The organism is Maribacter sp. BPC-D8 (genome assembly GCF_035207705.1).
GTDB lineage: Bacteria > Bacteroidota > Bacteroidia > Flavobacteriales > Flavobacteriaceae > Maribacter.
In genome coordinates this window covers 4026041-4042116 of the sequence record NZ_CP128187.1, presented here as the reverse complement: position 1 = coordinate 4042116, position 16076 = coordinate 4026041, and the positions used below count along the sequence as shown (strand labels likewise).

The following is a 16076-nucleotide window of genomic DNA, read 5'->3' as shown; positions in this document are numbered from 1 at the left end:
CTTAAAAAAGTATTAATGTGACCTTAGTCAATAACTTTAGCCTTCTGCTTTGCAGTTTCATTACGTTCAATAGAGTGACCTGGTCTAGACCATTTTGGTTTTTCACCTAAAGAGTCTAGTTGAGAATCTTCTGCTTCTACCGTTTTAGGCTGTGATACTTTCGTAAATGGTTTTTGCGGATTTAAACCTAACATCTTGAACATCGCCATATCCTCATTTACATCAGGATTCGGAGTAGTCAACAATTTATCGCCTGCAAAAATAGAATTTGCACCGGCAAAGAAACACATTGCCTGCCCTTCTCTACTCATTTCAGTTCTACCTGCAGATAAACGTACTTGCGTTTCTGGCATTACAATTCTGGTAGTTGCTACCATACGAATCATATCCCAAATAGAAACCGGCTCAATGTCTTCCATTGGCGTACCTTCTACAGCAACTAGTGCGTTAATCGGCACTGATTCTGGTTGCGGATTCAATGAAGTCAAAGCAACTAACATACCTGCTCTATCTTCTAACTCTTCACCCATACCAATAATACCACCGCTACAAACAGTAACATTACTTTTACGAACATTTTCTATAGTATCTAAACGATCCTCAAAGGCACGAGTAGAAATTACATCTTTATAATAATCTTCTGAAGTATCTAAATTGTGATTGTAAGCATATAAGCCTGCTTCTGCTAAACGTTTTGCCTGATTCTCGGTAATCATACCCAAAGTACAACAAACCTCCATGTCAAGCTTGTTAATGGTACGCACCATTTCTAAAACTTGATCAAACTCAGGACCATCTTTTACATTTCGCCATGCAGCACCCATACATACACGAGAACTACCTGATGCTTTTGCTCTAAGCGCTTGAGCTTTAACCTGAGAAACAGCCATAAGGTCATTCCCTTCAATGTCGGTGTGGTAACGAGCAGCTTGCGGACAATAGCCACAATCTTCTGGACAACCACCAGTTTTAATAGAAAGTAAGGTAGAAACTTGTACCGTATTAGGGTCATGATTTTTTCTATGCACAGTTGCAGCTTCATAAAGTAGCTCCATTAAAGGCATATTATATATTTCTAAAATTTCTTCTTTTGACCAATTGTGTCTTGCTTCGCTCATATAATCTTAGGTTGTTACCAGGGTTCAAAAATAACGGAATTTAAATTGAAAAAATAATTGGTAGGTTTTAAAAAAATTACCACACCGCTATATCTGTTATCTTTTAACTTACTTTATTCGTTTTTACTTACTAAAATACTCACTGCATTACCACCAAAACCTACTGCATTTACAAGTATTTTTTTAAGGTTTCTATTTTTAGATTTCTTCTCTAAAAAAGGGACAGAAACCATCGTATTGTTTTGCAACATTAAAACTGCCAACTCTAGATTCAGCATACCCGAGGTAGCGAACGTATGCCCTATTTTCCATTTATTGGTTGTTAGTTGAGGCATAACATCGCCAAAAACTTCTTGAATGGCATTATATTCTGATGAATCTCCTTTTATGGTGCCAGGCGCATGCATTACAATGGCATCTACCTCAGCAACATCTAAATCGCCCAAAGCCATTTTCATAGATTTCTGAAAACATACGGCGTTTGCTGAAATAGACGTATTATGTTTCAATATTTCTGTTGCATACCCTACTCCATCTATTATTGCCAAGGCATTTTTTACCACTCCCGTTTCTAGACATGCTACTGATGCAGCTTCGCCTAAAATCATAGAATTGTATTCTTTCTTTAGGTTTAGTGCTTGGCACGGGTAGTTTCGGCTACGCTCAACTACCGTTGATGTATCGACTACCGAACTAGAATTTGACTCGGGTGCTTTTGCGTAAATTTTCAATGCCTTCATTTGGGCAATGGTGAAATTGGTCAGCGGAGCTTCACTTGCACCTACCAAAAACTTAGTCGCCATTCCGCTATTTAGCCAAGCCACTCCGTTCAATACCGAGTGCAAACCTGTTGAACAGGTTATGGAATGTGATATTTCTGGTCCGGTTGCCCCTAAATCATGAGAAACCCATGAAGATATATTACCCAATGTAGTTGTTGGTGAACTTAAAGTTGATGAAATACCTGTTTCTAAATACTCTGAATGATACTGCTCAAATAGTTTTGTTGCCCCACGAGACGAGCCCATGTTAATTCCGAATTCAGCGGCATTTTCCCAACCTGATTGCTTCACTGCCATTCTTGAAGCTACCATTGCGAATAGTACACTATCATCTAATTTTTTGTATTTACTATCAGATGCTCTAAGTTCATCTACTTTTAATCTTGCAGATTGTGATAATGGCGCAACCCAAGATTTACATTCATTCGCTTCAACCAATGAAAAGTAATGTTCATTATTCTGATAAGCCGCCCAAGTTTCTTCTAATGTACTACCTAAAGGTGACATCGAAGCTATGGCTGTTATGGATATTTTTTCTTTCAAATTCTAATCTAAAATGTATCTAAAGCCTCAGTGATGGCGTCGTAAATTTTTTGGAGTTGGGCATCTGTAATTACGTAGGGCGGTAATGTATAAATGGTATTACCTAAAGGTCGTAACAATACCCCTCTTTCTAAAAAGAAGTTATATAGCTCGTCTCGTAAACTACCGTAACGTTCCATTTTTATTTCAAGGTCTATAGCAAGAATAGCACCCATTACCCTAACTTCTTTTACTTTTTTATGATTCTGAATTTTGCTAGCATATGCGTTATGGGCATTTTCAATATAGATTCTTCTTTCTATAATTTCTGGCGAATTCAAAAGTTCAATGCCCGCCAATGCAGCTGCACAACCTAAAGGATGCGCGCTAAACGTATGCGCATGAAAGAAACCTTTATGTACCTCATCGCTAAGAAAACGATCATAAATTTTCTGCGAACAACTGGTAATACTTAACGGAAACATACCTGCCGTTAGCGCTTTACTCAAACAAATAACATCAGGTTTATTCGTTAAATTATCAGATGCAAAATTTTTACCCGTTTTACCAAAACCGGTCATTATTTCATCTGCTATACACAATACTTCATGCTCTTGACAAAGACCAATCAAAGCATCTAACCCTTCAGCTGAATGAAACTTCATACCTGCAGCACCTTGCACTAATGGTTCAAAAACAAATGCTGCACAGCTATTTTCTTTCAAAATTTCAGACAGCCTGCTTTTTACTTCTTCTATGTTATCTTTTTGCGGAGTAGGTATTCGTACAACTTTTAATAAAAAATCTTCAAACGGACCATTGTACGACGACAGACCCGATGCACTCATGGCACCAAACGTATCGCCATGAAAACCATCTTCAAACGCGATTAGGGTATCTCTTTTTTCTCCGTTATTATGAAAATACTGAAGCGACATTTTTATAGCTGCCTCAATAGCCGTAGAACCATTATCGTTGAAGAATATTTTTGCCTGATTATCAGGCAAAATGGCCATCAATTTTTCAGATAATTCTATTGCTGGTTCGTGAGTTAAGCCACTGAACATTACAAAATCTAACTTTTGCATTTGCTCGGTCATTGCAGAAATAATATAGTCATTGGCATGACCGTACATTACGGTATACCAAGATGCAATACCGTCTATATATTCTTTTCCTTCCTCATCAAACAATAATACTCCCTTTGCTTTAGTTATAGGTAATTGTGGTTTACCCAACTTATGTTGAGTTAACGGATGCCATAAATATTTTTTATCTCGTGTAGATAGATTTTCCACTTTCATAGAATTTATAATTCTTCATTTTATCTATCTTGCAAAGATCGGGAAATAAACCGCAACAAAGAGATGCCCTTAAAAAGAAACGAAAAAGCGTTTTTAGATTTTTCCGAATTGAAGAATACAGCCGTATTCTGCCTATTCTTTTTAATTACTTTTTTTATTCGTTTTCCTTTTTTCTTTAGAGACTATGTCGATCGCGATGAAAGTACCTTTATTCTTTTAGGTCAATCTTGGGCTAATGGTTTTTTACCTTATACCCAGTTGTGGGATCTAAAGCCACCGCTAACGTTTGCTTTTTTCGCTGGCATTATATCCATATTTGGCAAAAGTTTTATAGCTATTCGGCTCGCCGGTGTATTTCTAGTGGTCATTACTACATTTTACACCTATAAGATTGCTCTTACTATGATACCTAAAAAGGCTTCTATTTTAGTTGGGGCATTCTGTATTGTTCTTTTAAGCCTTTTTGGTAGTCTACAAGGTGTAATGTCTGAACATATTTGCATTGCATTATTTGTACCAGCTATTTACCTTCTGCAATCAAAGAAATCTAATGCCTATATTTTCTTGGCAGGAGTATTAATGGGTGCCACGGTTATGGTGAAATTAAACATGGCTTTCCCTATTTTATTTATTGGCTTATACCTGGTTTACGAGAGTATATTTACAAAAAAGAATAGTAATTTTTTCTCTATTCTGTTATTTAGCATAGGCGTACTAGCTGTAATTTTCGCTACCATAATACCTTATTATTTAAGTGACCAAACCTATATATGGTGGGAATCTGTAGTACTAGCCCCTTTAGAATATACCGGAGCAAGAAGATATTCCATTTTTAAACTCGCACCTATTTTTGTAATTACAGGACTATTTCTTGTATACGCCTACAAAAGCAAAAAGCTTGACTTCAAGAACAGAACTATTCAGATACTTTTAGTCGGTATTTTAGGAGTCTTATTTTCTTTTGCAAAAGGCGGAAGAATCAATGGCCACTACCTTATACAATTACACCCCATGTTACTTATTTTAGTGGGGATTGTCATCTACAACTTAATAGCGCAGTACAAACCAAAACTACCAGTTTATGCCGCATTTATTGCGTTATTGATTCCTGCTGAAAGTTATATTGAATATGTAAATGTAATACAGAACAAATTTGAAAAAGGCACTTTCTTTAATGGGGAAGGGTTTTCTGCCCCGCAGTATATTTTAGAACATAATTTAGATACTGAAAACATCCTATTTTTTGAATACCATATCGGATACTGGAATTTAGACACCTTACCACCTACCACAGCTTCTACACACCCAAGCAATATTTGTAGAGATGAGCTATTTCCTTTTTATGACAACCCCAGAAAGAATTCTATCGAGGAGCTTACATATATCATGGAAGATTTACAACCCAAAACTGTTGTAATACGAAAAGGGCGACGAATTTTAGATAAAAAAGAAATTGAGGAAAATGAATATATAGATGCCTATTTAGCGAAACATTATAAGGTATTTGCTACAGTAGATAATGCTGAAATTTTACAGCGACTATAACGTTCTTAAAATACCGTCAAATTTATCGGCATACTTTTTAATCACCTCTTTGTTGAATTCTTTTTCTTCATCTATTCTACCTATTAACGATACTCCTGTTTTATGAAGAATAATATTTTCTGTATGAGGATTTGCATCTCCGCTAAATAATACCGACACATCATAACCTTTGTGCAACAACCATTTTATAGTCAATAGCGAATGATTAATGCTACCCAAATAATTTCTAGAAACCACTACAACTTTATAATCGGGCATGATGATGTCGAACATGGTATCTTCATCATTTAAAGGAACCAAAATACCGCCAGATCCCTCAATAATTAAATTGTTGTCTGTTTCTGGTTCATTAATATGAAATCTATCAATTTCAATACCTTCAATTTCAGCCGCTGCATGCGGACTCATAGCTGCTTTTAAATTATAGCTACTTGGGTGAAATTTAGATTTCTCGTTAGATATCAATCGTTTCACCTTATCTGTATCAGTGTTATCTAAATCACCTGCTTGTACCGGTTTCCAATAATCTGCTTGTAATGCTTCGGTAAAAATTGCCGATGCAATAGTTTTACCTACCTCTGTTGAAATTCCTGTTACAAATATCTTTTGCATGTATTCTTACTTTGAGTTAGTGATCATTCCACAATTTAGGCACTTATATTTTCTTTTTTCAAAAAATGGAAAAAGTTTATAAAATACTCCCTTGCTGTTATAATATGGTTCAGATTTTTGAGCCTTGCAGTTAGGGCAAACAATAGGTTCCCCGTCATTATCTACAGCATAAGCCCTTATCTCATCATAAATGGCAATTGCACGTTCTTTATCTTTAGAATATACTTGCAATTTTACTCCGCCGATGGCATTGCTAATTAACGGATCTGAATTTAAGGTGTTCTCATCTCTTAGAAATACCGGTATACCTTCAGACTCTAATTTGCCTTTTACAATTTGCACATCGGCTACGTACTCAAAAGAAGCTAGCTGATAAAATTTATCTTCCATATATTATATAAAGCTAGCTAACAATTTTACTAAAAGTCCTATTTCTTCTTTAGAATTAAAACTATGCAAACATATTCTAAGTCGTTCTTGACCCTCTGGTACAGTAGGCGATAGAATTGCCTTTATATTGAAACCTTTATCAATTAATTTTTTCGACACCAATTTGGCTTTTTTAGAACCAGAAATTATGCATCCTTGTATGGCGGTATCACTTGGTATAAAAAACTGTTCGATTTTATGTAAGCCCAGCTGCTTTTTAAAATAAACTATATTTTCGGTTAATAACGATTTGGGCTCCTTTCCCAGTTCACCCATATATTCATGCGCCGTAATAATTGTTGCCAAGGTATGTGGCGTTAATGCTGTAGTATAAATGAATGGTTTAGCAAAATTTACCAAATAATCTTTCAAATCTTCAGAACCAAGTACAGCTGCACCATGGCAACCAAAGGCTTTACCAAATGTTACCGTTCTTGCAAAAACATCTTTCTCTAGACCTAATTCTGGTATTAGTCCTTCCCCATTACTTCCTAAAACACCAACTGCATGAGCTTCATCTACGATTAAATGATACCCGTTAGCTGTTGCAAACTTTGCAAATGCTTTTAAGTCGGGCGTATCACCATCCATAGAAAAAACACTTTCGGTTACTATATAAACAGCGTAATCTTCATGGTCATTTCTACTTGTATTTAGCGCTACCTTTTCCTTTAGGCTAGACAAATCGTTATGTAAAAAACTATATGCCTTAGCATTGCTCATTCGTATACCTTCTCTTATACTGGCATGAACAAACTCATCATAAAATATTAAATCGCCACGTTGGGGCACTGCACTAAAAAGACCCATGTTGGCATCGTAGCCCGAATTAAATACTAAAGCTGCATTTGATTTATAAAACTCAACTAATAACGGCTCTAATTTTTTATAGAGTTTATGATTGCCAGATAAAAGTCGAGATCCCCCAGAACCATTCGACGCAACACTTTCTGTTAATAGTAATTGAAATGTTTTAGAAAATAACGTTTCATTGGTCGCAAACCCTAAGTAGTCATTAGAAAGAAAATCTATTAGTCCGTCATGGGAGTTTAAAGAGCGAAAGGTCTCCTCTTTTTTACGATTTTCTAATACTTTCAATAATTTTTTAGGTAGTTGGGTCATATGGCAAAAATAGCCTTTCTATGAAACGAATGGTATCTAATTAACGAATTCCTGTAATTTTTCTAACCTCTACACCCATATTATTGAAAATAATTCAAGCTTATGCTAAAACTACTAATAAAATCATTTTAAAAATCTGACTAATAGTTACTTATAAATATTAAAAATTGCAATAATTATGAAAAAAAAGCATTTTATACGTGTGCAAAATAAACTTAAAGCATATTTTTGCCTCTTTTTTTAAAGAAATTTCCTACTTTGACGTTAAAGTATTGGATTAAGTACATGGCTTTTGATAAGGATTGAATGAACGGGAGTAATATTTTAGATACGAATAGATTAGAAACATTGATGTCTTATGACATTATGGACACGCACCCAGAGGTCATTTATGATGAAATAACATCACTTGCAGCCTCTATTTGTGATACCCCTACAAGCCTAATTTCTTTGGTAGATGATAAAAGACAATTTTTTAAATCTCACCATGGTTTAGATACTACTGGAACACCTATAAAAGATTCGTTCTGTAAACATATCATAAGCGAAGACATTGACTTATTAATTGTAGAAGACACTCATAAAGACGATCGATTTAGCAACAACAGTCTTGTTATAGGCGACCCCAATGTTGGTTTTTATGCCGGTGCATCGTTAACCGCAGAAAATGGTTCTCGTCTAGGTACTCTATGTGTTATTGACTATGCACCGAGAAAACTTAACGAGCTTCAAATTAAAAGCCTTAGAACACTTGCCAAACAGGTTGTTCATTTACTAGATCTTCGTAAATCTAAAAAGACTGAAGAAGATCAAAAAATAGACTTGGAACAAAAAGGTAAACTTCTAGACAATATTGTCAATGCTACAGGAATTGGCATTTGGGAACGTAATCTTATCAATGACTCACTTACCTTAAACGAACAAGCACTTAGTATTTATGGTTTAAACAAAACAACTTTATCTGAGTTTAAAACCGATACATGGTTTAGCCTTATTCACAAAGATGATTTAGCTGAAGTACAGAAAAAAATGTTCGATTGCTTAAGCCATCCTTCTGATGGATGTAGTGTTCAATATAGAATGTTACAAAAAGGAGGCGATTACAAATGGATACAAGACAAGGGAAAAGTACTTCAGTGGAGTGATGATAAGAAACCACAATTAATGTACGGTACCGTACAAGATATCACTGAAAAAAAGAATTATACTACAGAGCTTCAAAGAGTTAAAAACAACCAAGAAGCCATGATTAATAGTACCAAAGACTTAATGTGGTCTATTGATTTAGAATACAGACTAATAACTGCAAATACCGCATTTCACCAACTAGTTAAAAAAATTCAAGGTACACCCTTCAGTGAAGGTGACTTCGTTTTCTCTGAGCAAGTAGCCAAGCAGATTACAAAAAAATGGAAAGCCTACTATAATAGAGCTCTTACAACAGGTGCCTTTTCTGTGAAACAAAAAATTCAAGATCCTGAAAAATTCTGGACGACTTATGGGCTTACTTCATTTGACCTTTTATATAATAAAGAAGGCGAAAAAATAGGTATTACTTGTTTTTCTAAAGATATTACATCAGAAGTATTGTCTCAACAAGTACTTATAAGTGCTAAAGAAGAGCTACAAAAAATAATGGACACTTCTCTAGACATTATTTGCACCCTAGATGAAGATGGATATTTCTTAAACGTTAACAAAGCATGTACACAAATTTGGGGTTATGAACCTAAAGATATTATAGGTACTCGATATCTTGAATTGGTTTATGATGAAGATATTAAATTATCCGAAGATTCTGCTGAATCTGTTTTATCTGGCAAAAAAGTTGTCAATTTTGAAAATAGGTATAAGCACAAAAATGGAGCTATAGTACCAATGCTATGGTCATCTAATTGGGACGAAAAAGACAGAGTTTACTATTGTATTGCAAAAGATAATACTGAAAAGAAGAAATCTGAGCTACAATTAGAAAATAGCGAACGCCGATTTAAAACTTTAGTTCAAGAGAGTAGTGACATTATTTCTATTTTAGATTTAGAAGCTAATTTTACATACGTAAGCCCTAGTACAATGAAAGTACTAGGTGCTGATCCTGAATATTATATTGGCACGAATGCCTTTGACTATATTCACGTAAATGATGTAGAAAGGGTAAGAGAAAGATTTAATTCTATAATACATAGTGACTCCGTTGAAATAGAACCGTTTAGATTTAAAGATATTAATGGTGGATGGAAATGGTTTGAGAACATTATAACAAACCAACTAAGTGAGCCTTCAATAAATGGACTAGTTGTTACCACAAGAGATATTACTGCAAGGAAAAAAGCAGAAGAGGAATTAGAAAATAGCGAACGTCGTTACAAAACACTGGTTCAAGAAGGTAGTGATATGATCTGCATTGTAGATGAAAAGGCAATTTTCTCTTATGCAAGCCCTACTTCAACCAAAATTTTAAATATTACACCCGAAGAGTTCGTAGGTACTAATGCTTTTGATCATGTTCACCCAGATGATTATGATATGGTTTACAACGAATTCATAAAAGTTCATGACATTCCACAAGTGAATATCAAACCATTTCGTTTTAAGCATGGATCTGGTCATTGGATCTGGTTAGAAACCGTTATCACCAATAAACTCGATGAACCTACTATTAAAGGTATAGTTGTAAATTCTAAAGATGTTACCACGAAAGTGCTACACCTAAACGCGATTGAAGAACAAAATGCTCAGCTTAAAAAAATTGCATGGACACAATCGCATATTGTAAGAGCACCTGTGGCAAGATTAATGGGTTTAATTAACTTATTGACAGACGATAAAGGAAAATTAAACGTTGAAGAGAAAGAACAAGTGCTAAATTATATATTTACCTCTGCAGATGAAATAGATAATGTCATTAAAGACATTGTTGAAAACACTATAAACGTAATTGATATAGAAGAAAATTAATGGAGTATCAACTATTACTTATCGAAGACGATCCAATTTTTACTTTTTTACTCGAAAAAGGAATTAAACATGCCGAATTAAAAGGTGATATCATTAGTTTTTCTAATGGAAAGCCTGCTATAGAATATTTAACCGAAGAATATAAAGAATCGAACAACTATATCATATTTCTTGACCTCAACATGCCCATAATGAACGGTTGGGAATTTATGGATCAATTAGAAACATTTGCAAAAGTTGACAACTGCATGGTTTTTGTCTTGACTTCTTCTGCTTATCGTAATGATATAGAACGTTTAAACAAAAAACCCTTGGTAGCAGATTTCGTTACCAAACCAATTACCGAATATCTTTTAAATGGCATTAAAGAAACTATTGAAGATAGATTCGAAAAAAATCAGACTATATAATTCACTATACATTTTATAAAATTTAACTGCATATAACATGAATTAGCTTCAGTATCTTAGCTAAAAATCATCGTATGCGCTACCTTCTTATTATATTATTATTTGGTTTACAATCTACTCAACTAGTTGCACAAACCAACAATTACGCCATCTCTTTCGAAAATGCCGTTCATCATGAGGCTACGGTTTCAGCCACGTTTGAGCAAATAGCTGAAGATACTTTAGCGTTAAGAATGAGCAGAACTTCGCCAGGCAGATATGCTTTACATGAATTTGCAAAAAACGTCTATAACTTTAAGGCTACCGACAGTGAAGGCAATGACTTAACTATTTCAAGAACTAATCCGTACGCATGGAACGTCTCTGGGCATGATGGTACCGTTAAAATATCGTACACCCTTTTTGCGAATAGAGGCGATGGCACCTATTCTCAAATAGATGAGTCTCATGCACATTTAAATATTCCGGCAACATTTATGTATGCCCCTTCACTCAATGAAAGAAAAATTGAGGTAGATTTTAAAACTAGAGATGATTTAAATTGGAAAGTTGCCACACAGTTACCACACGTAAAAGACAATACCTATAGCGCTCCAAATCTGTATTATTTTATGGATAGCCCGACGGAGTTAAGCAACCATAAAGTACGAGAATTCAAAGTAGACGGGCAAACGATAAAACTAGCATTACACGACCCTGGCACTGAAGAAGAAGCCGATACGTATTTTGAGAAAGTGAAAAAAGTAGTGCTTGCCGAAAAGGATGTTTTCGGAGAGTTACCAACCTTTGACTATGGTTCTTATACCTTTTTAGCTTGCTATATGCCAAATGCTTCTGGTGACGGTATGGAGCACAGAAACTCAACCATTTTAACCAGTACACGGACATTAGCCAACGGAGGAATGGATGGTAATATCGGTACCGTTTCTCATGAGTTTTTTCATAGTTGGAATGTGGAACGTATACGACCAAAATCTTTAGAACCTTTCAATTTTGAGGAAGCCAATATGAGCGGCGAACTATGGTTTGCAGAAGGTTTTACCAGCTACTACACCAATTTTATACTTTGCAGAGCAGGATTGATTACGCCTGAAAACTATGTGGAAGGATTAACCGGGACTTTCAACTATGTATGGAATTCACCTGCAAGACAATTTTTTAACCCCATAGAAATGAGTTACCAAGCTCCTTTCGTTGACGCATCAACTTCTGTAGACCCCGTAAATAGAGAAAATACCTTTATTTCTTACTATTCTTACGGTAGCGTTCTCGGTTTGGCTCTTGACCTTTCTTTAAGAGAGAAAGACTTGAATTTAGATGACTTTATGAAACTGGTTTGGAATACCTACGGAAAAACTGAAAATCCGTATACCATAGAAAATCTTAATAAGGCTTTAAACCTTTATGCTGGTAAAGAATTTGGAGATAACTTCTTCAATAGTTTTATTTACAAAAGCGAAATGCCGCTATATAACGAACTATTTAAAACCGTAGGTGTTAGTTTGTCCCAAAACACTGAAACTGCCTATTTCGGTGCCGCTGTATCTATAACAGATGATTTAAATGGTAAAATTAGAAGCAATACCAAAATTGGTAGTCCCGCTTATATTGCTGGTCTCGATAAGGATGATATTATTACCACAATTAATGGCGATAAATTCCCGAACGGAATTCAATTCGATACGTTTATCAAAGATGGGTTTAAGCCAAATGATATTCTTTCAATAACATTTTTAAGAGATGGTTTAGAAAGAAAAACGGAAGTCACTTTATCTTCAAATCCTAACTATGCAATTAGCTTGGTTGAGAAAAATGAAAAAGCTCCTTCAAAAAAAGTATTAAAAAATCGTAAAGCTTGGTTAAAAGTTGACTAAAATGAATTTGATATATACGACCGCCACAACTACTGAAGAATTAATACAAATTCTCTCTTTACAAGAAATGAATTTAAAATCATCTGTTTCTGATTTAGAAATGGAACAAGAAGGTTTCGTTACCGTTCACCACACCTTAGATGTTCTCACCAGAATGAATGATGCCTGCCCGCATATTATTGCGAAAGATAAAGATAAAGTCGTTGGTTACGCGCTGTCAATGACCGAAGACTTTAAAGATGAGATTTCTGTTTTAAGACCAATGTTTACCGAATTAGAAAACGTCAACATTCAAAATTTTATTACCATGGGGCAAATTTGTGTTGCCAAAACCCATAGGAAAATGGGTATTTTCCGCGGACTTTACAGCGCCATGAAAATTGCTTCTTACCCAACTTACGATGCAATTATTACCGAAGTTGACGCTACCAATACCCGCTCTTTAGGAGCTCATTACGCCGTAGGTTTTGAAAAAGTATGTACTTATCATTCTTTAGACCAAGATTGGGAATTGATTTCTTTGAAGACGGGTTCATTATAAAAAACGTTATGTCTATGAATGTTTATTTAAACTGGAATTAAATATAGAATCAAATAGATTTCTAAATATTACTGGATAAATATGTAGATAAAAATACCAATGTAAATGATTTGTTTGGAGTGAAAATTAATGCAAATGACTTGGAAAAGAAAATGTAATTGTCGCTATTAACAGATTCTTAAATTTAGATGTATTATGAAGTATTTTGGAATAGGGGAAGGTTCGTTAGGTTGGCAACTGTACTGTAGCCAAGAAGAAATTGCTCGTTTGCAGTTAGATACACATTTACAAAGAAATAGGGAAAGATGGGAAAACCCTAAACCTATTCAATTGTATGTAGATACTAATGTTCCAGATCATGAAGCGTTAAATTTTAATGAGCCCATATTGCGTAATACCATGTTATGGTCTAGCGGTGGTGGAAGTCGAAAATGGCATAAAGCTGCTTTTACACCTTTTACTAGAGGTATTTGTATAAGTGACCAATTATTCAAAGTTTTAAATGATTTTACTTTAACGGAAGATCAATTCTTAGAACTAAAAGTTGACAATTATCAAAAAAAGACCCAATATAAATATTGGTTATTTTATCCAATAAAACAATGGAACTTTCCACATCTAAGTATTGAAAATTCAATATTTAAAAAAATAAATAAAAATGATAAAGACAACATAACAATCGTAAAAGCATCATCATACGAAGAGTTACTTGAGATAAAAAAAGCTAACCACAAGAATTATGAATTTATCCCTTCTGTTTTAGGCTTAAATAAAGAATACGATTTCTTATTTGATGGTTACACGTTTATTGTATCAGAACGATTAAGAAACGCCATAGAAGAAGCTGGTATGACAGATGTTTTCTTTTATGATCTAGATTATGAGGTTATCGTTAACAAAGAAAATTGAAGCTTATAATCCCTGCCAAATCGAACAGAAAAACATAAATTTAATAACCCTGTTGATTGTAATTACAATAGTGCAAGAAGCTATCCTGATGATGAAACTGTACTAAAAATTAAGAATCAAGGTATACATTAAGGAATCATAGACATATAAAAAGTATCGCTGTATAGGCACTAGCGTGACGCTCGCGCTAGCTGGAGGCTCATCAAGGTGCTCGAGTTGCAGGCATGCAAAACAGCGGAAGTGTAGCTAAGTGGCTGGCATACAATTGTGATTCAAGTGATTCTCCAAATAATTTATTTTATCAAAACTAATATGAGAGAATTTACAATACTTCCGAAAATTCAAGATTTTGAATTGGATATGATTGATAATATTTTGGAAGATAACATTCCAGAAGATGTGCGTATTTATCTTAAACAATATGGAGGAAGCTCTATTTTAGAATGTTATTACACAGATTCTAAAGGCTTAGAATGGGAATTGAATCAGTTTAACTTATTCCACGATTTATTTAAACTAACCAAAGAATTCAAAGAAAACGGTTGGGGTTTAAAACTACCTTTCGCATACGACCCAGGAGGTTGGCATTATTGTTTAAGTTTTGATAAAGAAACTTATGGAAAAATAATTGTAAACAGATGGACTGACCATTCACCAGAAGAACAATTTGTAATAATAGCCGAAAGTTTTGAAGAGTTCATTAATGGGCTTGAAAAAAATCCTGAAGAACTAATCTAAAAATTTAAAAAATCAGGTTATCTAGTTATTTTTTAAACGTCTAGATTATTAAAAAAACAGTCAAAAATGAATAGCAAAAACTGGGGATATGTAGGATTCGAAAATGATGTTAGAAATATATTCGAAACCATCGTTGCAAATCACTGTTTGGTAGTAGCCAAAACAGACAGTTTCTCATTTGTTGAATTCAAAAATGAAAAAATAGGTATTTATATAAACTATGATGATTCAAAAGTATTACGATTTAGTTTCAAAAAATATGCAAACACCTTTGACTATAAGCAATATGATTTAGCACAGTGTTGCGTCCTAAAAGAAATACGTTTTGTTGAACCCGTATGCGACTTCAAAGATGAAGTATGCATCAAAAAGGGAATATATTATATAAAAGAATTGGTGGAAGAGTATTTTAGTGATGAATTGAAAGGCGAGTTCTCATATAAAGAAGACTATCAACTATTAAAGGAAGAAAATTATTTTATAAAAGAAAAATTATTGCTGCTTCCTATAGGAGATAAATTAAAGCAAAAAATCAAAAACGACTATTTACCTAAAGCTGGAGTAAAGGAAATGAGAAATAGGTTAATTGAAACTCATGAATACCCTGAAAAATTCAAGGCTATTTGTAATCAATATTTAAGAAACTAGAGGTATAAAAATCCCACCGATGGCGCACGCGTCACGCTTGTGCTAACAACATTAAGAAACAAAATGAGTAGAACTAAATTATAAAATTGAAAAACAGTAACGGCACAAGCTGGAACCTTGCGTTATCATATGTGGAATTTATAAAAGATTCAAGTAAGTTATAGACTATGGAAATAAAACTAACGGAAGGGAAAAAGGAATTATTTGCCTTAACACATCCTTACTTTAAGGACAAGGGTTATACATTCAATGCTACCAAGAAAACAGGAGTTGGATACTCGCTAAACTTAAAGCATGTAAAAATTCTATTGGTATTTGAATTCAAAACAAAATCGTCATTACATGAGTTATTGCCCTTTTCAATTTTTCATGAACAGGTATAAAATTTAATTAATGAAATAGGTAAACCGAATTTTTCTGATACAGGAAATGCTTCTTGGCGCACAGTTAAAGATAGTCTACCAAACTACTATGAATCAGCAATAAATGACATTAATTTTAACACACTTTTATCATTCCGTCAATGGGGCCATGCAATTGTTGATTATGCGCAAGGTTCAGGTA

15 protein-coding genes are annotated in these 16076 nt (G+C 34.3%); 9 read left to right on the top strand and 6 right to left on the bottom strand.

Going from position 1 to position 16076, the window contains the following annotated elements:
- Positions 1 to 23 precede the first annotated feature (23 nt).
- The 3 genes from bioB to bioA form a co-directional block, all read right to left on the bottom strand.
- Positions 24 to 1118, bottom strand: coding sequence for a biotin synthase BioB (gene bioB / locus QSV08_RS17755; protein WP_324025043.1), 1095 nt, complete (start codon positions 1116 to 1118; stop codon positions 24 to 26).
- A gap of 113 nt (positions 1119 to 1231) precedes the next feature.
- Positions 1232 to 2443, bottom strand: a complete 1212-nt coding sequence (locus QSV08_RS17750; protein ID WP_324025042.1) for a beta-ketoacyl synthase N-terminal-like domain-containing protein — start codon at positions 2441 to 2443, stop codon at positions 1232 to 1234.
- An 8-nt stretch (positions 2444 to 2451) separates the two neighbouring features.
- Positions 2452 to 3726, bottom strand: a complete 1275-nt coding sequence (bioA, locus tag QSV08_RS17745) for an adenosylmethionine--8-amino-7-oxononanoate transaminase (RefSeq protein WP_324025041.1) — start codon at positions 3724 to 3726, stop codon at positions 2452 to 2454.
- 63 nt (positions 3727 to 3789) lie between these two features.
- Here bioA and QSV08_RS17740 point away from each other — a divergent pair, with 63 nt between their 5' ends.
- Positions 3790 to 5271 (top strand): ArnT family glycosyltransferase, encoded by a 1482-nt coding sequence (locus tag QSV08_RS17740; RefSeq protein ID WP_324025040.1) that lies wholly within the window; start codon positions 3790 to 3792, stop codon positions 5269 to 5271.
- On the opposite strand, the gene bioD is transcribed toward QSV08_RS17740, so the two are convergent.
- From bioD to QSV08_RS17725, 3 genes are read right to left on the bottom strand one after another with little or no spacing between them, the layout of a single operon-like run.
- Positions 5266 to 5883, bottom strand: a complete 618-nt coding sequence (bioD, locus tag QSV08_RS17735; RefSeq protein ID WP_324025039.1) for a dethiobiotin synthase — start codon at positions 5881 to 5883, stop codon at positions 5266 to 5268. The genes QSV08_RS17740 and bioD overlap by 6 nt on opposite strands.
- 6 nt (positions 5884 to 5889) lie before the next feature.
- The gene (locus tag QSV08_RS17730; RefSeq protein ID WP_073240880.1) at positions 5890 to 6273 is read right to left on the bottom strand and encodes a DUF2007 domain-containing protein; all 384 of its coding nucleotides are present in this window, start codon (positions 6271 to 6273) and stop codon (positions 5890 to 5892) included.
- Positions 6274 to 6276: 3 nt separating this feature from the next.
- Positions 6277 to 7434, bottom strand: coding sequence for an aminotransferase class I/II-fold pyridoxal phosphate-dependent enzyme (locus tag QSV08_RS17725; RefSeq protein ID WP_324025038.1), 1158 nt, complete (start codon positions 7432 to 7434; stop codon positions 6277 to 6279).
- Positions 7435 to 7740: 306 nt separating this feature from the next.
- On the opposite strand from QSV08_RS17725, the gene QSV08_RS17720 reads away from it, so the two are divergent.
- The 8 genes from QSV08_RS17720 to QSV08_RS17685 all read left to right on the top strand — a co-directional run bounded on the left by QSV08_RS17720 (position 7741) and on the right by QSV08_RS17685 (position 15895).
- Positions 7741 to 10392 carry a PAS domain S-box protein gene (locus QSV08_RS17720; RefSeq protein ID WP_324025037.1) on the top strand — a complete coding sequence of 884 codons (2652 nt, stop codon included), beginning with the start codon at positions 7741 to 7743 and terminating at the stop codon, positions 10390 to 10392.
- Complete coding sequence (locus tag QSV08_RS17715; protein WP_324025036.1) at positions 10392 to 10802, top strand: response regulator; 411 nt, start codon at positions 10392 to 10394, stop codon at positions 10800 to 10802. Before QSV08_RS17720 ends, QSV08_RS17715 begins: the two co-directional genes overlap by 1 nt.
- Before the next feature lie 74 nt (positions 10803 to 10876).
- The gene (locus QSV08_RS17710; protein ID WP_324025035.1) at positions 10877 to 12676 is read left to right on the top strand and encodes a M61 family metallopeptidase; all 1800 of its coding nucleotides are present in this window, start codon (positions 10877 to 10879) and stop codon (positions 12674 to 12676) included.
- 1 nt (position 12677) lies between these two features.
- Entirely contained in the window at positions 12678 to 13217 is a 540-nt protein-coding gene (locus QSV08_RS17705) for a GNAT family N-acetyltransferase (protein WP_324025034.1), read from the top strand.
- A 195-nt stretch (positions 13218 to 13412) separates the two neighbouring features.
- The gene (locus QSV08_RS17700; RefSeq protein ID WP_324025033.1) at positions 13413 to 14126 is read left to right on the top strand and encodes a hypothetical protein; all 714 of its coding nucleotides are present in this window, start codon (positions 13413 to 13415) and stop codon (positions 14124 to 14126) included.
- Positions 14127 to 14438: 312 nt separating this feature from the next.
- Positions 14439 to 14864: an SMI1/KNR4 family protein gene (locus QSV08_RS17695; RefSeq protein ID WP_324025032.1), complete on the top strand. Its 426-nt coding sequence runs from the start codon at positions 14439 to 14441 to the stop codon at positions 14862 to 14864.
- 66 nt (positions 14865 to 14930) lie between these two features.
- The gene (locus tag QSV08_RS17690) at positions 14931 to 15512 is read left to right on the top strand and encodes a hypothetical protein (RefSeq protein WP_324025031.1); all 582 of its coding nucleotides are present in this window, start codon (positions 14931 to 14933) and stop codon (positions 15510 to 15512) included.
- 167 nt (positions 15513 to 15679) lie between these two features.
- Entirely contained in the window at positions 15680 to 15895 is a 216-nt protein-coding gene (locus QSV08_RS17685) for a hypothetical protein (protein ID WP_324025030.1), read from the top strand.
- The last annotated feature ends 181 nt before the right edge of the window (positions 15896 to 16076 follow it).